General features: G+C 41.6%; 19 protein-coding genes. 8 read left to right on the top strand and 11 right to left on the bottom strand.

Annotation, left to right across the window (positions count from 1 at the left end; genetic code table 11):
- Positions 1-339: 339 nt before the first annotated feature.
- A complete protein-coding gene (locus ACSUPM_RS07805) occupies positions 340-903 on the top strand; it encodes a tRNA (cytidine(34)-2'-O)-methyltransferase (protein ID WP_025652776.1) in 564 nt (187 codons plus the stop codon).
- Between the two features lie 75 nt (positions 904-978).
- Here the strand turns inward: ACSUPM_RS07805 and ACSUPM_RS07800 are convergent, their stop codons facing one another.
- The 4 genes from ACSUPM_RS07800 to tusD all read right to left on the bottom strand — a co-directional run bounded on the left by ACSUPM_RS07800 (position 979) and on the right by tusD (position 2,559).
- A complete protein-coding gene (locus tag ACSUPM_RS07800) occupies positions 979-1,341 on the bottom strand; it encodes a TusE/DsrC/DsvC family sulfur relay protein (RefSeq protein WP_025652775.1) in 363 nt (120 codons plus the stop codon).
- Positions 1,338-1,667, bottom strand: coding sequence for a hypothetical protein (locus tag ACSUPM_RS07795; RefSeq protein ID WP_436879827.1), 330 nt, complete (start codon positions 1,665-1,667; stop codon positions 1,338-1,340). Before ACSUPM_RS07795 ends, ACSUPM_RS07800 begins: the two co-directional genes overlap by 4 nt.
- Positions 1,668-1,736: 69 nt before the next feature.
- The gene (locus ACSUPM_RS07790) at positions 1,737-2,060 is read right to left on the bottom strand and encodes a hypothetical protein (protein WP_201578153.1); all 324 of its coding nucleotides are present in this window, start codon (positions 2,058-2,060) and stop codon (positions 1,737-1,739) included.
- 64 nt (positions 2,061-2,124) lie between these two features.
- Positions 2,125-2,559 carry a sulfurtransferase complex subunit TusD gene (gene tusD, locus ACSUPM_RS07785; RefSeq protein ID WP_201608585.1) on the bottom strand — a complete coding sequence of 145 codons (435 nt, stop codon included), beginning with the start codon at positions 2,557-2,559 and terminating at the stop codon, positions 2,125-2,127.
- Positions 2,560-3,292: 733 nt separating this feature from the next.
- Between tusD and glnE the strand changes: the two genes are divergently transcribed.
- From glnE to ACSUPM_RS07760, 5 genes are all read left to right on the top strand, one after another.
- On the top strand, positions 3,293-6,142 hold the full coding sequence (gene glnE, locus ACSUPM_RS07780) for a bifunctional [glutamate--ammonia ligase]-adenylyl-L-tyrosine phosphorylase/[glutamate--ammonia-ligase] adenylyltransferase (RefSeq protein WP_436879826.1): 2,850 nt from the start codon (positions 3,293-3,295) through the stop codon (positions 6,140-6,142).
- Positions 6,143-6,550: 408 nt separating this feature from the next.
- Complete coding sequence (locus ACSUPM_RS07775) at positions 6,551-7,480, top strand: branched-chain amino acid transaminase (RefSeq protein WP_201566728.1); 930 nt, start codon at positions 6,551-6,553, stop codon at positions 7,478-7,480.
- 116 nt (positions 7,481-7,596) lie between these two features.
- Positions 7,597-8,433, top strand: coding sequence for a glycosyl transferase (locus tag ACSUPM_RS07770; protein WP_201577869.1), 837 nt, complete (start codon positions 7,597-7,599; stop codon positions 8,431-8,433).
- A gap of 101 nt (positions 8,434-8,534) precedes the next feature.
- The gene (locus ACSUPM_RS07765) at positions 8,535-9,401 is read left to right on the top strand and encodes a glycosyltransferase (RefSeq protein WP_101211958.1); all 867 of its coding nucleotides are present in this window, start codon (positions 8,535-8,537) and stop codon (positions 9,399-9,401) included.
- A 60-nt stretch (positions 9,402-9,461) separates the two neighbouring features.
- Entirely contained in the window at positions 9,462-10,544 is a 1,083-nt protein-coding gene (locus tag ACSUPM_RS07760) for a glycosyltransferase (RefSeq protein ID WP_201566726.1), read from the top strand.
- Between the two features lie 16 nt (positions 10,545-10,560).
- Here the strand turns inward: ACSUPM_RS07760 and ACSUPM_RS07755 are convergent, their stop codons facing one another.
- The 4 genes from ACSUPM_RS07755 to ACSUPM_RS07740 form a co-directional block, all read right to left on the bottom strand.
- Positions 10,561-11,328, bottom strand: a complete 768-nt coding sequence (locus ACSUPM_RS07755; protein WP_201566724.1) for a hypothetical protein — start codon at positions 11,326-11,328, stop codon at positions 10,561-10,563.
- An 86-nt stretch (positions 11,329-11,414) separates the two neighbouring features.
- Positions 11,415-12,428 (bottom strand): NAD-dependent epimerase, encoded by a 1,014-nt coding sequence (locus tag ACSUPM_RS07750; protein ID WP_201566721.1) that lies wholly within the window; start codon positions 12,426-12,428, stop codon positions 11,415-11,417.
- On the bottom strand, positions 12,428-13,594 hold the full coding sequence (locus ACSUPM_RS07745) for a nucleotide sugar dehydrogenase (RefSeq protein ID WP_101211954.1): 1,167 nt from the start codon (positions 13,592-13,594) through the stop codon (positions 12,428-12,430). Before ACSUPM_RS07745 ends, ACSUPM_RS07750 begins: the two co-directional genes overlap by 1 nt.
- Before the next feature lie 38 nt (positions 13,595-13,632).
- The gene (locus tag ACSUPM_RS07740; RefSeq protein WP_101211953.1) at positions 13,633-14,643 is read right to left on the bottom strand and encodes a Stealth CR1 domain-containing protein; all 1,011 of its coding nucleotides are present in this window, start codon (positions 14,641-14,643) and stop codon (positions 13,633-13,635) included.
- 225 nt (positions 14,644-14,868) lie between these two features.
- Between ACSUPM_RS07740 and ACSUPM_RS07735 the strand changes: the two genes are divergently transcribed.
- Positions 14,869-15,618: a hypothetical protein gene (locus ACSUPM_RS07735; RefSeq protein ID WP_227687645.1), complete on the top strand. Its 750-nt coding sequence runs from the start codon at positions 14,869-14,871 to the stop codon at positions 15,616-15,618.
- Positions 15,534-15,872, top strand: coding sequence for a glycosyltransferase (locus tag ACSUPM_RS07730; RefSeq protein WP_227502373.1), 339 nt, complete (start codon positions 15,534-15,536; stop codon positions 15,870-15,872). The genes ACSUPM_RS07735 and ACSUPM_RS07730 overlap by 85 nt, the downstream gene beginning before the upstream one ends.
- Before the next feature lie 16 nt (positions 15,873-15,888).
- Here ACSUPM_RS07730 and ACSUPM_RS07725 read toward each other — a convergent pair whose 3' ends face one another.
- The 3 genes from ACSUPM_RS07725 to aspS all read right to left on the bottom strand — a co-directional run bounded on the left by ACSUPM_RS07725 (position 15,889) and on the right by aspS (position 19,684).
- Positions 15,889-16,689 carry a hypothetical protein gene (locus ACSUPM_RS07725; RefSeq protein WP_025652762.1) on the bottom strand — a complete coding sequence of 267 codons (801 nt, stop codon included), beginning with the start codon at positions 16,687-16,689 and terminating at the stop codon, positions 15,889-15,891.
- 126 nt (positions 16,690-16,815) lie between these two features.
- The gene (locus ACSUPM_RS07720) at positions 16,816-17,790 is read right to left on the bottom strand and encodes a lysophospholipid acyltransferase family protein (protein ID WP_350588420.1); all 975 of its coding nucleotides are present in this window, start codon (positions 17,788-17,790) and stop codon (positions 16,816-16,818) included.
- Between the two features lie 79 nt (positions 17,791-17,869).
- Complete coding sequence (gene aspS / locus ACSUPM_RS07715) at positions 17,870-19,684, bottom strand: aspartate--tRNA ligase (protein ID WP_350588424.1); 1,815 nt, start codon at positions 19,682-19,684, stop codon at positions 17,870-17,872.
- Positions 19,685-19,771 lie beyond the last annotated feature (87 nt).

Below are 19,771 nucleotides of genomic sequence, written 5' to 3'. Positions count from 1 at the left end.
CAACAGCGATGCTAAGCAGTTTGCTTAAGCCTCACTGAAGGATTACAGGATACGACAACAATGTGTGTATATTATCTCGCAATCCAGTAAAGCCATAATAAAGAAAGTTAGAATCTGTGCCCAGTATCAAAATGTAATTTTTGCCAGTAAACTGTAACTTTTGATTACGCTTGGCATATATATTCCATTCAAGGTAATTTTTATATAAAGACAACGAGCGAATCCATTAGCAAAAGCTACTAGCAGTAGTGGGTTGAACGAGCCCGATAGCTAAATCTGTTTATATAGGATTGGCGATAGCACTAAAATAATGATGTTCAGACAATTGATGGAGTGATAATGACTATTCATATCGTGCTGGTAGCACCCAAAATGCCCAGTAATACTGGCAATATTATTCGTTTATGTGCCAATAGTGGGGCGCAGTTGCATTTGGTGAAGCCATTAGGATTTGAGCTTGATGACAAAAAACTACGCCGTGCAGGATTGGATTACCATGAGTATGCCCATCTGCAAGTACATGACGATTGGGCAGCTGCTAGGCAAGCGCTTATAGCATCGGACTGTCATGTCATCACAGCATTGACCACCAAGCTGAGCAAGCCATTTTATGAGTATAATTTTAGTGGGCAAGTTGCTGACAATGAGCAAGATGCGCTGACATCGCCCCCCAATATTGCTTTAGTATTCGGCTCTGAAACAGCAGGATTGGCGGATGATATTCGTGAAAGTATCGGCGCTGATCATTGGTTGCGCTTGCCTATGCTGGCAGATTCACGCAGCTTGAATCTGTCCAATAGCGTGGCAATATGTCTGTATGAGATATGGCGTCAGCAGGGTTTTATGGGTGATGAAGGTCGCAGTGTTGGGTATGACACGCTAACGGTTTATGACCCAAAGTAGCGGCTGATATACTGATTGATTTTTACTGAAAGTCATGCTTTAAACGTCTGAACGCGAGCAGCAATCAGTGCTACTTTATAAGCAATTAGGCGGCTTCGGTAGTCCAGCAAGACGATTGACATGACGGGCGACCAAGCCAGTATTGAATAATTGCTGGAGTTTTTGATTGCTAATATCGTGCTCTGGTAAGGTCTTTTGTAACCACTTAATGAGCGGTCTTGTCGCTGGCGCGTGATTAAACTTAGTAAAAAAGGCTCGCACTTGTTGCAGAATCTCTAGATGTTCCACTGTCAAATTGACATCTAGCGTATTTGCCAACTGCTGTGCAATCGCAGGTGACCAAATAGTGTGATCACATAAATGGCCGTCTTGATCGAGCGCAATATTATCTGCCGTTTCAGCAGACGTGGTAGCGGTAGTAAGGACATCATTAGTCATAAGGCAACCGTCACCACTTTATCAAACTGGCTGTCTTGAGTCAGAGTGACCCATTCATCATCCGTTAGCAGACCGGTTAGCTTGGCCGCTAGGTTGAGCTGCGTAACTATGTTCGGCGTTAGCTGTGCCACATCATCGGAGAGCGCATAAATACCCGCAATACCATCGATATCATTTTCACCTAAAGAGGCATTGAGCCAATCAATAAAAGCGACAGTCGTGCCCAGTAATAAGATACTGTCGCCCGCGTGCCAAGTGCGTGATAGCTCTTCTGTGCTGCGTTCGAGCTTATCCATGCTGCTATGTAATTGGTATAAGGTGGCCATAATGGATCCGATTGTTGGTTATATTTTGATTGGTCAAAGAGAGTGTCATTTAACGATAGTATGATGATATTAAAAAGTGAGTACTTGCTCAAAGTCTTGGGAGTCAATGACCTCAGGCATCAGAGTTAATTGGCTAGCCAAATCGGTTGGCACCATACCGGTGAGCCATCCACTAAATACATCCGCAGGTAGCCACGCCGCTGGCATGTCATACAGCTCAAGCGATTGAATCATGCCATGTAAGCGCGATGTTGGTTGCATTAATAAACCAAAGACAGGGGCATCCAAATAAAGCTGGACGTCGTGACCAAAAGTTGCCAGCGTCAGTGCGAGGGCACAACCTTCATAACTTGCTATTTCTGTCGGTGTCCGCAGCTGAATCAGTAATTTCATGGTTTATTCCAAAGGTTGGTTGTCACAAGCAGTTGTCAAACAGAATACCGTCAATCATGCGTTGCTAGAATTGTATGAGGCGACAGTTGCTTTGCATCATCATTGCCAGCTCACTCAGCCCGACCAAGCTAAATCCTGCTGCTAGATTGTCTCCTTCGAGCTGATGGCGTGTACCGTTTTCGCTATCACTGACGCCGCGACTGAGAGCAGTGCTGACGCAAACAGGTAATGGCAATTGATATTGTTTAGCCAGATTTTGCCATTGTTGAGTGAGGTCGATTTGTTCGGCTGATTGCCAACGTAAGCGATTGGCGGTGTGGGCGCCATCTGCATAAAAAAACACACTTAAGGTAGTCTTCTTTTTAGAAGCATCGCTATCCGCTGTCTCATTATTCATGACTGTGCTCTTAAGATAGGCGCGAGCATAACGTAAGGCTAACTGAGCAAGCGGATGACTGGGATCGGCGGTAACAAGTAGTAGCGGGGTATCTGTAGTCATAAATGTGGTATCGCTATTTAGCAGTTGTTGATAATAAGGATTAGCACTCAATTATTGAAGGTATGGATCAGTATTAGGGTCTGTTGAACATTCAAATGTGGTACTGGCAGTGGCTATTTTTTAGACAATACGCAGTGAAATTTTTGACGCCTAGTCGTTCTAGGTTAGACAATTTCGCCATGTATTGGCAAAAAAAAGACAGCCGGTATACTTTCAAAACCTTCAACAAAGTTTTCTCGATATTTGATTTGCTCATTATTATACCATTCTACGATTTGTTTTTTTCCTCATCAAATCTGTTGTTCAAGTCGTAAAATGCAAAGCCTACTATAGTAGATTCTCAATAAAATAGGTACATGGTGTCGTAACGCAGAACTGAGACACATTTTTCTTGTTTTCTTGTTTTCTTGTTTGCTGTGTCTGTGCTGGCAGAGGCTGCGAAAAATTTGTCTCAGTTTTGCTGTATGATTTTTGAATTGAACTGACTATATAATGGCAGTTCTTTTTGACACTGTTTTGATGAACATGTGCATCAGTCCTATAGCTTGAGATGTTTATTCTTTATAAGATAGCCTTCATCATCAGATAACCTTCATCGGTAGCACGAGTTTTTAGCGCAACTTTCCAAAATGGTAATATGTTTTTTTAGCATAGCTTTGAGCATAAAATTTTCATGCTATTATAATAAAAATGACACTCGCTATAATTTATATTGCAAGGAACGTTTATTACTATGCCATCAGCTGCAACCAATAATAATGACTATCAACCGACATCGGCGCAAATCCAAGTATTGCAGACGGCGAGTGAGTTTGCTTATCAGATTTGGCAGAGCCGAACCGCCTCCTGTCAGACATTTTTACGCAGTTATCCACTTGATCATACCTTAACACGTCAGCAAATTGATGATCTGATACAAGATTATACCTTGGATGAAAACTACCAACTGGCTAATGAAGCCAAGGTCATGAGTGGCCTACGACACTTACGCATGCTGCTGATGATGCGCTGGATTTGGCAAGATGCCCTCGGTATGATTGCCCTCGAGCAATTGACCGATGAGCTGTCTGAGTTTGCCGATGGTTGTATTTCGTTCGCCAAGGAATATACCTATCAGGAGCTGGTGACCCGCTATGGCAAGCCAACCTTCATCAATGAGCAAGGCAACGTTCAAACTGATGACATGGCGATTATGGCGATGGGTAAGCTTGGTGCTCACGAGCTGAACTTATCGAGTGATATCGATCTTATCTTTGTTCATCAAGCCCGCGGCGCTACCGATGGTGACAAAGCAAAAGGCACTCGCAGCATCGATAACAAGCGTTTTATGACCCGGCTTGGTCAAGGGATTATCAAGCTATTGGATAACAATACCGCTGATGGTTTTGTGTTTCGTGTCGATATGCGCTTGCGGCCGTGGGGTGATGGCAGCGATCTGGCTATTCATCTATCCGCCTTGCAAAAGTATTTTTCCTTGCATGGGCGCGCATGGGAGCGTTTTGCATGGTTAAAGGCGCGTGTAGTGGGACAAATAGAGTCGCCATTTTATGACCGAATACAAGCGCTCATTAGGCCTTTTGTCTTTCGCTATTATGTCGATTACAGTGCTTTTTCAGCGCTCAGAGAAATGAAGTCTTTGATTCAGAACCAAGTGGCGCAGCGTGAAGATTTGGATAATATTAAGCTGGGTGCGGGCGGGATTCGAGATATTGAGTTTATCGTACAAGCTTTCCAATTGATTTATGGCGGTCGGCATCCACAGCTACAGGTTAAGTCGTGTTTACAAGCCATGCAGGTGTTATATGAGCTCAAATATTTAGAGCTGTCAACTTATGAGCAGCTGCAAGCGGCCTATCGCTTTTTGCGTCGACTTGAGCATGGCATTCAGGCCATCAATGATCAGCAGACCCAGCGCTTACCCCATGACCACTATTGGCAGCACAATCTCGCCATTACCCTTGGGTTTGAAGATTGGCAGGCATTGCTCAACACACTGAACAGTCATCGAAACAATGTAAATATACCATTTGAGCGCATGGTGACCGAACGTCAGGTTCCCGCTAAAGAAGATACCGAGCTCGAACCAGCTCATCTTGAAGAACAAATTGCCAGTTTGGATCAAGTATTGACAGAAGAGAACCGCGCGCAGTTGCAAGAGTTTTGGCAATCAAAGATGGTGGCCAACTTGAGTGATGAAGCCAGAGAGCGCTTGGATGATGCGTATCCTGTGATTGTCCATGCATTACTCGCCCATCAAGAGCAGCAGCAGCTGGCCAATACCGCCTTGCCACGCTTGATTGCCTTGCTAGAAGCGATTTGCCGCCGTTCTATCTATTTGGTCATGATTGCCGAAAACCCTAATGCCACCATTGAGCTGATACCGATGCTATCAGCCAGTCCTTGGATTGCAAAAGAGCTGGCGCATTACCCAGTGCTGCTAGATACCTTTTTACAGCAGCGCTACCGTCACTTGCCAGACAAGCTAGAGCTGCATGATATCTTGCGCCAGCAGCTACTGCGTGTAGAGCCTAACGACGAAGAAGAGCTGCTTAGCGTATTGCGACTGTTCAAAAAAAATCAGGTACTGGCTGTTGCTGCCAGTGATGTGTTGGCTGAACGGCCAATTATGAAAGTGTCTGATTCACTCACTTATATCGCGGCAGTGGTATTAGAGGCAGCACTTGAGCGCGCCTTTGCAGAGATTGTCAAACGCTATGGCTATCCTATCGGTCAAGATGGTGATCCGGTCACTGAAGCCGATTGCGGTTTTGCGATTATCGGTTATGGCAAACTTGGCGGTCTTGAATTATCGTATTCTTCTGATTTGGATTTGGTGTTTTTACATAAGATAAAAGAGCAGGGAATGACCACGGGTGAAAAATCAGTGAGTGGCATGAAGTTCGCTGCTCGTCTGGTGCAAAAACTGATGAATTATCTCAATACGCAAACTCGTGATGGACGCGTTTATGAGATTGACATGCGCCTGCGGCCCTCTGGTAATGCCGGTATGATGGTGGTTTCTTGTCATGCGTTTGAGACCTACCAGCTCGAAAAAGCTTGGGCATGGGAGCATCAAGCCTTAGTGAGAGCTCGGGCAATATGTGGTGACAAACGAGTGACGGCACTTTTTTGCGATATTCGCCGAGATGTGTTGGCACTACCGCGTACGATTGAGCAAGTTCGTATCGATGTCACGAGCATGCGTATAAAAATGCAAAAACATCTAGGAACCAGTCAATGGCAGCAACAGGCTGGTAAATTCCATTTAAAACAAGATGTAGGCGGCATTGTAGATATTGAGTTTTTGGCACAGTTTGCGGTATTGGCCTATTCGCACGAGCACCCAAGCTTGACGAAGTGGAGCGACAATGTACGTATTTTTGAAGAAGTCGCGGCACTCGGTATTTGGGAGTCACAAGTATGTCAGGATTTGACCGATGCTTATCTACGTATACGCGCTGCTACCCATCAATTGGCATTGTCCGAGCAGTCATTATTGGTTGATGAATCGCTGTGGCAAGAGACGCGGGCATTGGTGCAAGCGCAGTGGCAGCATCTTATGGGTGTAGATTCAACGGAGTAAAAATAGTATTAATGGTCTGCAGTACTGTTTGCTTCCATAAGGTAATACACTCAAATCCAAAATTCTAATATAAAGAAAAGCCATTTAAGCACAAACTAAAACTTTGCATTTCCCAGCATTGCCAGTGATATAATCACTGGCACATCATAATAACTCTATAGTCAATCCTTTATAAATCGGATACGGTGCCAGACTTGTTCAATCCATCTACTCTTGGTAGTAATCTCACTCGCCTGTCTCGTCTCTAGATTGTCTTCAACCGACTAAATCGTAGTCGTTTGCAATAATGAATCTTTATTTTGATAATAAAAATCGATGCTGTGGTGTTATCATATGATGTTGTTAAATACCATTAATTAAAATTTACTCAAAAAAGTTAGACGCCAGCGCTAGCATAAGGACTATAAAATGAATATGGCAACACAAGATGGTAAGCTTTGGATGAATGGCACAATGATTGAACAGCCAGATGCCAAAATTCATGTATTGACTCACAGCTTACATTATGGCATCGCCGTGTTTGAAGGCGTGCGCGCCTATCAAACCGATGATAAGCGTACCGCTATTTTCCGTTTGAAAGATCATACTGAACGCTTGCTTGGCTCTGCCTTTATTTTTCAAATGGAGGTGCCTTTTGATGCGGCTACCCTTGAGCAAGCCCATAAAGATGTGGTCAAGCAGAACAACCTAGAAGAAGCTTATATCCGCCCGCTGATATGGATTGGCGCTGAAAAGCTGGGCTTAGCTGCTCATGATAATAGTATCAATGCGATGGTTGCTGCGTGGCATTGGGGTGCTTATTTGGGCGAAGACGGTATTCAAAACGGTATCCGAGTAAAAACGTCTTCTTATTCTCATCATTTGCCTAACGTCACTATGTGCAAGGCCAAAGCATCGAGCAACTATCCGGTGTCTATCATGGCGAACCGTGAAGTTACGCGTAATGGCTATGATGAAGCGATCATGATGGATTCACAAGGCTATGTCTGTCAGGGTTCAGGCGAGAATTTATTCTTAGTCAAGAACGGCGAGCTCCATACGCCAGACTTAGCGGGCGGGGCATTGGACGGTATTACTCGTCGTACCATTATCCAATTTGCCGAAGATTTAGGTATCAAAGTCACTGAACGTCGTATCACTCGTGATGAGTTTTATTTGGCGGATGAGATATTTATGACCGGTACTGCTGCGGAAGTCACGCCTATTCGTGAATATGATGACCGCACTATTGGTAATGGTGGTCGTGGTGAAATGACTGAAAAGCTGCAAACGCTGTATTTTGATGTGGTTCATGGCCGCAATGAGAAATATATGGATTGGTTAAGCTTTATTGATTAAAATAAAAGTTTATTAAAAAAATATTTAAATCCATCCAAGAAGCTGAGCATAAACGTTCAGCTTTTTTATGCTAATATATTTGTCATATTTATCCATACAATTAAAGTGAGCAGTTTATGCCAATAGACTCTAGTACAGCAGATAATGAAAATATCAAACAAATTATCTGTATTAAATGGGGTACGAAATACGGAGCTGATTATGCCAATAAACTTTATGGCATGGTATCACGTAATATTACCCCGCCGTTCCGTTTTGTCTGTTTTACCGATGACACCACAGACTTACGTCCAGAGATTGAATGCCAGAAACTACCTCCTCTAGATGTGACCATGCCAACCAATACTTTGGGTAAATGGCCAAAGTCGCGTTTGTGGGGTGAAAAGCTAGGGGATCTAACTGGTACCGTACTATTTGTAGATTTAGATGTCATTATTGTAGATAGCCTTGATCCTTTCTTTGAATATGGCAAGCCCGATGATATTGTTTTGTCTTATAATCCAAGCAACCCTTTAGAGCGTTTGGGACAGACTTCCTGTTTTAGATTTCAAGTTGGTTCGCTGATCTCTTTACAAGAAAAATTTAAAGCGGATCCACAAGGTATCGCTGATGAATATCGTTTTGAGCAACGCTTTGTGACACGAAACGCCCCAGGTGGCGTAAAGCTATTTCCAAAGGCATGGGTAGCACACTTTAGGCGCAAGTGCCGCCAACCATTCCCACTTAACTATGTCAAGGAACCAAAGATCCCCAAAGGTGCTCGCATCGTAATATTCCCTGGTGATCTATATCCTACGCATGCTATTGAAGGTAAGTACAATAAAAACGCGGCTAACAATGCTAAGGATCACTTAAAAAGAATCACTGAGCCCAAAAATCTAAAAAGACCACTGCGCCATTTGCGTCATTTTATTTTACCAGTAGGGTGGATAGAAAAATACTGGCGAGAGTAAGTGGAAATTAGAAAAAATAAATAGCAGCCAGACATTCTTTAGCTTAGAGATTAATTTAACCATACTACATTTATAATGTTTACCAGTTAGCAGGTGAAGATATGAAAGAGAATGAAACTATCAGAGTCTTTGTGGGGTGTGATCCTAATAACTGTGATTTAGAGCAGATGATGGTACTAGATTACAGTATTCATAAACATACTAGTGTACCAGTTGAAATAGTGTGGATGCAGTTATCGCGTGATCCTAATAGCTATTGGTATTCTAATCCTGAGACTGGCGAAGGATGGAATACTACTAAATGGGATACCCCGTTTTCAGGGTTTCGTTGGGCGATTCCAGAATATTGTGATTATTCTGGATATGCTATCTATATGGATACAGATGTTGTAATTTTAGATGATTTGTTAAAATTATGGAATCATCCAATTGATGGGAAATCTATAGTAGCGGCTAAGAAAGTTTCTAAAAAAACTCGCATGTGTACCTGTGTATGGGATTGTAGTCGTGCTAAAAGTATTCTCCCTTCAGTTGAGAAGATTATGGAGGATGCTGATAGTCATAAAAAAATAATGGAGATGATAAAAAAGAACCCACGACTTTTAGAACCCTTCAATGACAGCTATAATTGTATTGATGGAGAAAGTTTACCGATAGAAGCTATTAAAGTTTTACACTATTCTGATATGGGCACGCAGTTTAGTCATAAGTATTCATTGAAAAGGATTGAAGAAGAAGGTTCAAAGCATTGGTTCGATGGAGAAGTTTTACCACATCCTAGACAAGATTTAGTTGAGTTATTTGATAGTTATTACAGTGAGGCTTTGGCTAACGGTTATCAATTAGAAAACTATCGTGTAGACCCTTTTGGAGATTTTCCAAAAAAATCCCAGCAGCGTTATACTGGTAATAATGTTACTCGTCCAAAGCTTAAAAAGTCGTTATTTTCAAAGATGTTTAAGCGTTAGTTTATTATTTTACTAACAAATAATAATACAAGTATTTGATTTATTTATAGGTTGTCAGTTATGAAGAAATCCACCAAAATAGTGGTATTAGCTATCAATTGCCTACAAGGTGGTGGTGCAGAGCGAGTCGTACTCACTCTAGGGAAAGGTTTTTATGAGTTGGGTTATGAAGTGCATATTTTAAGGTTTAAACCATTAGTTCAATATGAACTTGATGTAAATCTTAACTATCATGTACTTAAGTTTAAGCCTTATAAACTTGTTCCAGGTAAAGAACGTCGAGACGAGATATTTGCACGTAGAGTAGATAAGTACATTACAAAAAAAATTGGACAACCAGATTTGATATTATCCAATCTTGATCGTTCGGACAGTATTTTTAGTTATAGCAAATTAGAAAATATTGTTTACGTTATACACAATACCGTATCGCTGTTATATAAACTCAAGAAAGAAGAAGATATTAACAAGAAAAAAGAAGAGCTATTGAGAATTTATTCTAAACATCCTTGCGTATGTGTGAGTGATGGTGTGGAAAGAGATTTCATTCAGACCTTTGGTAATATCACACCGACAACAGCAATTCATAACCCTATTGATAGAGACGTTATTCAAAGACAGGCTAATGCCTTTATTCCTGAATATCAAAATTATATTGTTCATGTGGGTAGTTTTAAAGATGCAAAACGTCATGATCTATTGATCCAAGCATATGCGCGAACCGATCAATCTATGCTTTTATTACTGTTAGGTCAAGGCAAGCACAAAAGTGAAGTGGAAAGATTAGTTGCAGAGTTTAAACTTGAAGATAGGGTGATATTTTTAGGATTTCGTGAGAACCCTTTTCCTTATATCAAACATGCTCAGTTCAAAGTATTGACTTCTGACTGGGAAGGCTGTCCTTTAGTAATACCTGAAGCATTGGCTATAGGCACGCCTGTTATAAGTACTGATTGCCCATCGGGTCCAAGCGAGCTACTTCCAAGTAATAATTTAATGCCAATGAGAGATATAGAAGCTATGGCAGATAAAATGAATCAAGCAATGAAAAGCCCTCAGCAGTTCCGCTCGCCCTTCGATGAAGATATGCTTCCTATAAAGATAGCGGAGAAGTATAATACATTCGCAGAAAGTCTAAAATGAATATTAGTGTATATATCTAATCCAACCACCATTTAGACCATTCATCTGTATGTAGCTGTCTTAAGATTGAGAAAGCACTATCATTATTTTGGAGTTTTTCAAATACAGATAGCAATATAGTTGTTGCCAGTTCATCCGCTTTGTAAAATTTACGATAACGCTTGCGCATATTTCTTAAGCTATCGTCAGTGCCGATTCGGAAGTAAGTAAGACCATCATAAAGAGGTAAGTCGCCCTTATAAAGCATATCACTTTTATCATTAAGCACTGGCCTAGGATCTGTATCAATAGGAAGCTGTAAAAAGTTCTTGGTTTCGTACGTTCTTAAAGTGTTAATTAAGGTAATGACATTCATCAAAATCGTTGCTCTAGTGATATCTGTGGAATGATCAATAAAGGTATCACAGGCAGAAACGATCCAGCGTATAGATAAATGCTCTAATAAGTACTCACTTTCAGCGGCCCATAATCGCTCAAATTCAGCAAAGGTTTTATCTCTTTTATACTTACGACGTAATAATATGACCAAGGTATTGTGATAAAAATAAAGTTCTGAATGACCCACCATCTGATGCTTCAAATTGTTTAAATGACTTTCTAAATCTTTACTTTTACGCTCGTCGGTAAGCGCTCCTAAGTCACACATTGACTCATCTATTAATGTGGCTTTCATTTCTGCAAAGCTTTTATTATGGTAATTTTTGAGAATTTTACCAGCATTGAGTCTTTTTTCACTCCTAAACATCAAAGTCAGCTTTCGCTGCCATGCTGATTCTGTAGCCATGCCATAAACTCCATCGAGTGAATATAATGAAATAAGTTTCGAAGATTTTAGCTCTGGAAACTCAGTTCTCTTTATGTCAGTTTGTTTTAAACGCTGTAATAAGCTCTATACCAATTTACAAACTTTTCAATCCCCTCTTCAATATTGGTCTTAGGTCTAAAACCAATATCTTCTACTAGCTCATCAATATCAGCATAAGTAATAGGTACATCGCCTGCTTGCATCGGCAATAAGTTTTCTTTAGCTTTCTTACCGCAAGCGCTTTCAATAGCAGTAATAAATCGGCGTAGGGTGATAGGCTGGTTATTACCAATATTGTATAGCTTATAAGGAGCAGTTGCCGTCGTGATAGAAGAAGTCTGAGAAGAGGGCAGTTTTTCCATTATGCGCATGATACCTTGGATAATATCATCAATATAAGTAAAGTCTCGCTGCATAATACCGTTATTGAAGACATCGATAGGCTCACCTGCCAGTATCTTTTTGGTAAAGGAAAAATACGCCATATCAGGGCGACCGTAAGAGCCGTAAACGGTAAAAAAGCGCAGACCTGTAGTAGGAATGTTGTATAAATGGCTGTAGCTATGCGCCATAAGCTCATTGGACTTTTTGGTAGCTGCATATAAGCTAATAGGGAAATCAACACAGTCTTCAGTGCTAAAGGGCTGCTTGATGTTCATACCGTATACAGAGCTGGAGCTGGCATATACTAAATGCTTTACCTTAGTATGCCTGCACCCTTCAAGAACGTTTAAAAAACCCACCATGTTTGAGTCCATATAGGCGTTGGGGTTTTCAATAGAGTAACGTACGCCAGCCTGAGCACCAAGATTAATGACAACATCAAACTTATATTTAGAGAACAAAGCGGACATTGCCTCACGGTCCGCAAGGTCTAATTTAATAAATTTAAAGGCTTTTGCTGTTGGAAGCTCACTTAGTATTCGCAAACGCTCTTGTTTCAATTCAACTTCGTAATAATCGTTGAGATTATCAATGCCAACAACAAAGGAGTCTTTATCTAAAAATTTATCATTCAATAACGCTTTGATTAAATGAAAGCCAATAAATCCTGCAGCACCTGTGATTAACACTTTCATCAATCGCTCCCAAATAAATCGCGAGTGAAAACCTTGTTCGCTACATCTTCTATATCAGCAGAAAGTCTATTGGCTACGATAACATCACTGATTGATTTGAACTCTTCCAAGTCCTTTATCACTTTTGAGTTAAAAAACTCTTCTTCTTCCAGTACTGGCTCATATACCACGACTTCTATGCCTTTAGCTTTGATGCGCTTCATGATGCCTTGAATAGCAGAGGCTCTAAAGTTATCCGAACCACTCTTCATAACCAAGCGATGCACACCGACAATTTTAGGCTTTCTCTCGATAATTTTATCTGCGATAAAGTCTTTACGAGTCCTATTAGAGTCGACGACCGCTCTAATCAAATTGCTCGGCACCTCGTCGTAATTGGCCAACAGCTGCTTAGTATCTTTGGGAAGGCAGTAGCCACCGTAACCAAACGAGGGATTGTTGTAATGAGTGCCGATACGAGGGTCTAAGCCAACGCCCTCGATGATTTGCTTGGTGGACAGCCCAAACGTCTGCGCATAAGTATCCAGCTCATTAAAGTAAGCCACACGCATAGCTAGATAAGTGTTTGAGAACAGCTTGATTGCTTCGGCTTCTGTCGGCTCAGTAAACAGCAGTGGTACGTCCTTTTTTATCGCCCCTTGTAATAGTAAGTTTGCAAACTGTTCTGCGCGCTCCGATTGCTCCCCGACGATAATTCTAGAAGGATAAAGGTTATCATGTAGCGCTTGGCCTTCTCTTAAGAACTCAGGGGAGAAGATGATATTATCGGTGTTATAGCGCTCTCTTACACTCATAGTATAACCAACTGGCACCGTTGACTTAATAACGATTAACGCCTGTGTATTGACTGATAATACCTCTTCAATCACCGCTTCTACGGTTGAGGTATTAAAATAATTGGTCTTAGGGTCATAATCAGTTGGTGTGGCTATAATGATAAAGTCCGCATTTTCATAGGCTTTTTTAGCATTTAAAGTAGCGGTAAAATCAATGGGCTTGTTTAATAAAAAATCTTCAATATCCTTATCTTCAATGGGGGACTGCTTAGCATTGAGCATATCAATTTTTTCAGCAACCACATCGACCGCGATCACTTCATTATGCTGCGCTAGTAGCATCGCGTTTGATAAGCCTACGTAGCCTGTACCTATTACTGATATTTTCATAATGCATCCAAATAATTGCTAAGCTAGGTTTAAAAGCGTTAGCGTTTAGGTTTGTTTGTATCTGTTAGCACCGAAGAAGGTAAGTAAGCTGAGAATTTATCTCTCATGGCCTGACTGACCTTCATATAAGATTCTGCCTCAAGTAAATCTAAGCTTTGAATACAGCCGTACTTGATAGCATTATCCTCTAACGCGGCTATAAAACCCTTAACACCATCATTATTCTTTAGATAATTAATAGGGATATCAGGCTGCAAATGCACTTCATTTTTTTGAATTTTTAAATGATTCATCAGGGTTATAGGGTTGACTTGAGCTACGTCTCTGAATTTATATTTAATTTGGCTTTCTAAAAATCGTGGATGGCTAAGCAGATAGTTTTGTATTACCTTTTTATCAACGATATGTGGATAATGGTGAATTTCAAAGAACTCATCCATATTCAATATTTTGGCACTTAACATCTGTGCTACGGTGTGGCTTGGTTGTACTGGTGTTGCCAAGAATTTAAATCGAGATTTTCGGAAATTGAGTTTGGCATTCAGAACTGTACTTTTACGCCAATGACCATGAATCACAAGCTTTTCTTTATCCAAAAAATCCTCTATAGCGACGGGCTGATTAAAAAAGAAATCGTCGTTCATATAAATAAAATAATCGGATAAGCCTTCAATATTACTTATCATAGTTTCAATTGAGCGAGTATTGAAAGTAGGCAAAAATTCTTCATAGCCTAAAAATATATCTTTATGATCAATAATGCGTATTTTATCCATGGCACAGATATTTTGTTTGGCAAACTCATCTATAAACGTAGGCTGCTGTTGATCGCTAACAATATAAATATGACGGCAAAAAGGAACGTACTTTAGAATAGAAGCAATATTATAATATATTTCATCATCACTAGCGAAACGGGTGGCAGTTATCGCATCTGAGGCCACTGATTTGCCGGACTTATATTGGTTCCTCTTTGCTTTTAGGATCGGGTCAGCACCATCTACCCAAGCTATAACGATATCCAATTGTTTTTCGTCAGGCAGTTTCATAACTTATCCTATTATTTAATTGGCTTATTGCTAGCATTTCAATCCTTACTATCCCAGGTTTAGATTGATCTAATTATTATTTTTAGCGCCATTATTATCAACGCAATTGATTATTAAAGCGAGGTTATAAAAGGAGATGAGACTAGCATATAAAGCCAGAAGGCTGCAATAAGTAACGTTAAGTCCTTTACTGATATATCCAATAACCAGATCAAGACTCTTACGATGAAACCCATTATTTTACTGATATTAAAAGCACTAGAAGGGCGCGGTGCTGAGCGCATGGTTGCAACCTTGGCAGGTGCCTATGCTGATCTAAATTATGATGTTCACGTACTTTGTCTCGAATATACCCGAGATATGCCATTGGATTCGCGCGTGCAAGTTCATGTAGTGCCATATCACCAAGTGTTTTCTGAGCAAGTATTTGCAGCTGATTCCAAGCAAGCAAATGCTTATAGAGCAGTGGCGCAACGGATAGATGATTATGTGCTCGATAACATAGGAGTGCCAAATCTCATCCTAGCTAGTATATATAAAATCAACTGCATAATGGCGTATAGCCAATTAACAAATATCATCAATGTATTGCATACGGCAGTGTCCAGACAGTTTCAAGAGAAGCTAGTAAGCGATCTGCAAACAACCATTACCCACCTAAAAATGGTATATGGTGCCCATCCATGCAGCTGTGTTAGCGATGGTGCGCGTAAGGACTTGTTAACACTGATAGGCCCTGTGAATAAGACGACCATTTATAATCCTTGCGCTATCGATGACATAAAAAAAGCAGCCACGCAGCCGTTGGCTCTCAGCCAGTTCGGTATTACGTATAAAAAATATATGATTCACGTGGCCTCATTCGATAGTATGAAAGGTCATCATGAGTTATTGCATGCTTACGCCAAAACAGCACGCAGCTATCCTTTAGGTTTGAGGGTTTTGGTTATACCATCGTCGAGGCACAAGCGCTAGGCGTACCGATAATCAGTACAGATTGTCCGTTTGGCCCAAGAGAGTTGTTGCCGGCGCAGAACCTAGTCTCCCTAGGCGATATCGAGGGCTTAGCATCGCTGATGAATCAAGTAACGGCTCATCCGCACAGTTATCTTCAACGACACGAGGTAAGCCGGGCGTTAGTTCTATATTACCTTTCCAGATTTTTACCGAAGCCTCTTTTATTCGTTCAAATGTTGAGTAAACCATCGGCATCGCAAGAACTCGAATAAAGGATTGTTGACAGGGTCACTGCCAATAAGGTATCAGCCAAGGACTTGGCTTTACGTGGCGATACCATTTACCGCCGCCGCCTTTAATGGCATCTGGCGGGTTAATCTCACCATGAAAGACAACAATTTTTGCACCATCAGGCAGCGTAGGCGTACGTACCAAATTAAGAGGAATGGGCGCAATACATTGGTACTTGAAGCTGACGCACCACGTCTTATCCCAATATTCTAAGTGGTGATGCTCACGTAAGTAATTGGATAAATAAGCTTGCTCATGACGAACTTGAGTACGAATAGTCTCAAAGTTACGTTCAAAGTTTGTCAGCAAATCAGGGTAGGTGTTCATCCCAATATTAAAGCGATAAACCGAGCTATTACCAATCATCCGCCATGGCTTTTTCCAGTCACGAATGATGACGACGCTATCATCGTATTTGGCTTTATAAGTAAAAAAGCTATCAATATTATCAACGATAACGATATCGATGTCTAAGAATAAGGCGACACCTTTAAGGCCATATAGTTCTGGCTTAAAAGTGGTGAGTTTCTTCCAACCACGCTCCGGTCCTGCTGGTAAATCCATCTCAGGGATAGGATGACAAATGACCGCAGGGTCGATGCCCGTGCTGTCATCGGTTAAGCAAATCATCTGAAAATCTAAGGTCAAATGGCGATTGACCATATTGTATAGACGGTTGACGTATTCAGGACCGTACTTATCACCCCATTTCATACAAATAATATATCGCTGTCCCGCTCGCGAAGTATCTTTTTTGGTTCTATTTTTTGATAAGTTTTCGGCTACGTCAGTTACCATGGTGTACTCGTATTGATATGAATAAAAAAATATTACATTCAAAATTAGGAGGCATGAAAGTATGAGTCAATGTTAGCACAGCTGTCATTGGCGATATGTTTAAACGTTTAAAAATTTGTATGGTTATTACTGCTGATCATCGTTAGGAAGTTTTTTATGATCATCTTTACTATTAGAAGGCAATGAAGAATGAGACTGGTTGGTACGAATAAAATTTGCCAATACTGTGTCATCAGCGCGATAAGGATTGCCCAAAATAGGGATATGCTTAAAACGTCGATAGCCCCACATATAATGACTGAATTTGTCTTCTATCATATATTGCATTGCTTGATTGAGGGCGTAGGCAGCGACAGACGCATCACGGTTGTAAAGGGCAGGATCATCAAGTCGGTAACAATAAATATCGAAACCCCGTCCGTCGTCACGGCGAATACAAGATAAGCCGACCAGCGCACACTTGGTCTTGCTAGCGAGTTTGGAGGCGAGCGTACTGGTTAAGGTCTCAATACCAAAAAAAGGCACGACAACGCCCCCTGAGGGATCGGGGACATGGTCGGGTAGTATAATACTAAAGCCCCCTTGTTTGAGGGTCTTAAAGATGGCTTTGACACCGCTACCATCAGTGGGTACTAGCGTGGCGTTAAGGCGTGCTCGACCTTGTAGTATGAAGTCGTCGGTCAAATTGCCCTTGGCTGGCTTGTACATGATGGTCGGTGAGCCAAATTGATTAAGCCACGCGTTCATCATCTCCCAGGTACCGAGATGTGGAACGATAGCTAGCATACCATTGGTACTAGCCAGTCCTTCTAACAAAATGTCTTTGTTATGCACATCACGAATCTGAGCGATACTCCACTCAGGTGGCATCGCCCAGCTTTTGATAGACTCGATACTGGTCATAGACTGATGATAAATAATGTCTTTGACTAAAGCCTGTCTTTGATTATCTGGTAGTGCATGGTGAATCAGCGCCAGATTAATATTGACAGTACGCATGATACTCAGACTGGGTATTTTTACGATTACCCAAGCAACAAAACGTGCCAGTATCTGTAACACAGACAGTGGCACGAATTTGAAAATATGATACGGATTCATGACCATTCACATGATAATGAATCACATAGCAAATCAGTTAAAACACATCTGAGCATGATGAGACCATTTATTTAGCAGGTTATTTGGCATCAGCCTGTGCTTTTTCGCGCACACGAATACCAAGATCACGTAGCTGCTTGCTATCAACTTCAGCAGGTGCTTGAGTTAGTGGACACTCAGCAGTTTTGGTTTTTGGGAAAGCGATAACATCACGAATGGAGTCCGCGCCTACCATGAGCATAATCAGGCGATCTAAACCAAAAGCCAAGCCACCATGCGGAGGCGCACCGAATTTTAAGGCGTCAAGTAAGAAACCAAACTTGTCTTCTGCCTCTTGCTCTCCGATACCTAAGGCTTCAAGTACCGCTTGCTGCATATCAAAGGTATTGATACGTAAGCTACCACCGCCAACTTCAGTACCATTTAAGACCATATCATAAGCGATAGATAGCGCAGTTTCTGGGCTGTCTTTTAGCTCTTGTACTGAGCCTTTAGGCTTAGTGAACGGATGATGCATTGACGTCCAGCGACCATCGTCAGTCTGCTCAAACATTGGGAAATCAGTCACCCAAAGTGGCGCCCACTGACAAGTGGTCATCTCAAGGTCTAGACCGATTTTTTGGCGTAGGGCACCGATTGCATCGTTTACGACACTGGCTTTATCTGCACCAAAGAAGATAATATCATTGCTTTCTGCACCAGTACGCTCAATTAAGCTTACCAACACATCGTCGGGCATGTTTTTAATGATAGGAGACTGCAAGCCAGACTCTTTATCGACACCGTTATTGATATTAGCTGCGTCATTGACTTTGATATAAGCCAAACCACGTGCACCATAAATACCGACAAACTTGGTATAAGCATCGATTTGCTTACGGCTGAGTGATGCGCCACCAGGAATACGTAGAGCAGCAACACGACCTTTAGGATCGTTCGCAGGACCGGCAAATACTTTGAAATCAACGTCTTTCATTAAATCGGCAACGTCGACCAATTTTAATGGAATACGTAAGTCAGGCTTGTCTGAGGCATAGTCACGCATCGCTTCAGCGTAAGTCATACGTGGGAAATCTTCAAACTCCACATCCATCATGGTTTTGAATAAATGCTTAATCAAACCTTCGTTAATGTTCATGATTTCTTCTTCGTTTAAGAAAGAAGTCTCAATATCCACCTGAGTAAATTCAGGCTGACGATCGGCACGTAAGTCTTCGTCACGGAAGCATTTAGCGATTTGATAATAACGGTCAAATCCTGACACCATTAACAATTGCTTAAATAGCTGTGGCGACTGCGGCAAGGCAAAGAAGTTACCAGGACGTGTACGAGAAGGCACCAAATAATCACGCGCACCTTCTGGCGTTGCACGAGTCAAGATAGGGGTTTCAACGTCTAAGAAACCATGGTCATCTAAATAGCGACGAATCGTTGAAGTGGCTTTGGCACGGAACACCATGCGCTCTTGCATTTGCGGACGGCGCATATCAAGGTAGCGGTATTTCAAGCGCAAGTCTTCTGATACCGTAGTTTTCTCATCATTCAATGGGAACGGTGGGGTTTCAGATTTTGCCAATACTTCGATTTCTTTCGCCAGTAGCTCAATCTGACCACTGGTCATATTATTGTTTTCAGTACCTTCATAACGGCGACGTACGCGACCAGTAATTTTTAGCACATATTCAGGACGTACCGCATCAGCAGTAGCAAAGGCTTCTGGGGTATCAGGATCCACGACTACTTGCAAGATACCAGCGCGGTCACGCATGTCTAAAAAAATTACGCCACCGTGATCGCGACGACGATGTACCCAACCTACGATACTAATGGTTTGCTCAATGAAGCTTTCGGTTACGGCTCCGCAATATTCGTCTCGGTATTCGCTATGCGTCATAGTGCTTTGCGTCATAATAAGGTTATCCAGTTGTCAGCCCAATTCGAAATACAATAATGCAGCCATTGTTGCGCGATTCAAGCGATG

Source organism: Psychrobacter okhotskensis, from assembly GCF_965638355.1.
In the GTDB taxonomy this organism is placed as follows: Bacteria; Pseudomonadota; Gammaproteobacteria; order Pseudomonadales; family Moraxellaceae; genus Psychrobacter; species Psychrobacter okhotskensis.
Note: the sequence above shows the minus strand (reverse complement) of the source record. Positions and strands in the feature narration are given on the sequence as shown.

Bases quoted from the DNA above. Each gene is read 5' to 3' on its own strand.
- ACSUPM_RS07770 (WP_201577869.1), top strand. From the start codon at position 7,597: ATGCCAATAGACTCTAGTACAGCAGATAATGAAAATATCAAACAAATT.
- tusD (WP_201608585.1), bottom strand. From the start codon at position 2,559: ATGACTACAGATACCCCGCTACTACTTGTTACCGCCGATCCCAGTCAT.
- ACSUPM_RS07725 (WP_025652762.1), bottom strand. From the start codon at position 16,689: ATGGTAACTGACGTAGCCGAAAACTTATCAAAAAATAGAACCAAAAAA.
- ACSUPM_RS07765 (WP_101211958.1), top strand. From the start codon at position 8,535: ATGAAAGAGAATGAAACTATCAGAGTCTTTGTGGGGTGTGATCCTAAT.
- ACSUPM_RS07745 (WP_101211954.1), bottom strand. From the start codon at position 13,594: ATGAAAATATCAGTAATAGGTACAGGCTACGTAGGCTTATCAAACGCG.
- ACSUPM_RS07755 (WP_201566724.1), bottom strand. From the start codon at position 11,328: ATGGCTACAGAATCAGCATGGCAGCGAAAGCTGACTTTGATGTTTAGG.
- ACSUPM_RS07735 (WP_227687645.1), top strand. From the start codon at position 14,869: ATGAAACCCATTATTTTACTGATATTAAAAGCACTAGAAGGGCGCGGT.
- ACSUPM_RS07800 (WP_025652775.1), bottom strand. From the start codon at position 1,341: ATGACTAATGATGTCCTTACTACCGCTACCACGTCTGCTGAAACGGCA.
- ACSUPM_RS07805 (WP_025652776.1), top strand. From the start codon at position 340: ATGACTATTCATATCGTGCTGGTAGCACCCAAAATGCCCAGTAATACT.
- ACSUPM_RS07790 (WP_201578153.1), bottom strand. From the start codon at position 2,060: ATGAAATTACTGATTCAGCTGCGGACACCGACAGAAATAGCAAGTTAT.
- ACSUPM_RS07750 (WP_201566721.1), bottom strand. From the start codon at position 12,428: ATGAAAGTGTTAATCACAGGTGCTGCAGGATTTATTGGCTTTCATTTA.
- ACSUPM_RS07775 (WP_201566728.1), top strand. From the start codon at position 6,551: ATGAATATGGCAACACAAGATGGTAAGCTTTGGATGAATGGCACAATG.
- ACSUPM_RS07760 (WP_201566726.1), top strand. From the start codon at position 9,462: ATGAAGAAATCCACCAAAATAGTGGTATTAGCTATCAATTGCCTACAA.
- glnE (WP_436879826.1), top strand. From the start codon at position 3,293: ATGCCATCAGCTGCAACCAATAATAATGACTATCAACCGACATCGGCG.
- ACSUPM_RS07740 (WP_101211953.1), bottom strand. From the start codon at position 14,643: ATGAAACTGCCTGACGAAAAACAATTGGATATCGTTATAGCTTGGGTA.
- ACSUPM_RS07720 (WP_350588420.1), bottom strand. From the start codon at position 17,790: ATGAATCCGTATCATATTTTCAAATTCGTGCCACTGTCTGTGTTACAG.
- aspS (WP_350588424.1), bottom strand. From the start codon at position 19,684: ATGACGCATAGCGAATACCGAGACGAATATTGCGGAGCCGTAACCGAA.
- ACSUPM_RS07795 (WP_436879827.1), bottom strand. From the start codon at position 1,667: ATGGCCACCTTATACCAATTACATAGCAGCATGGATAAGCTCGAACGC.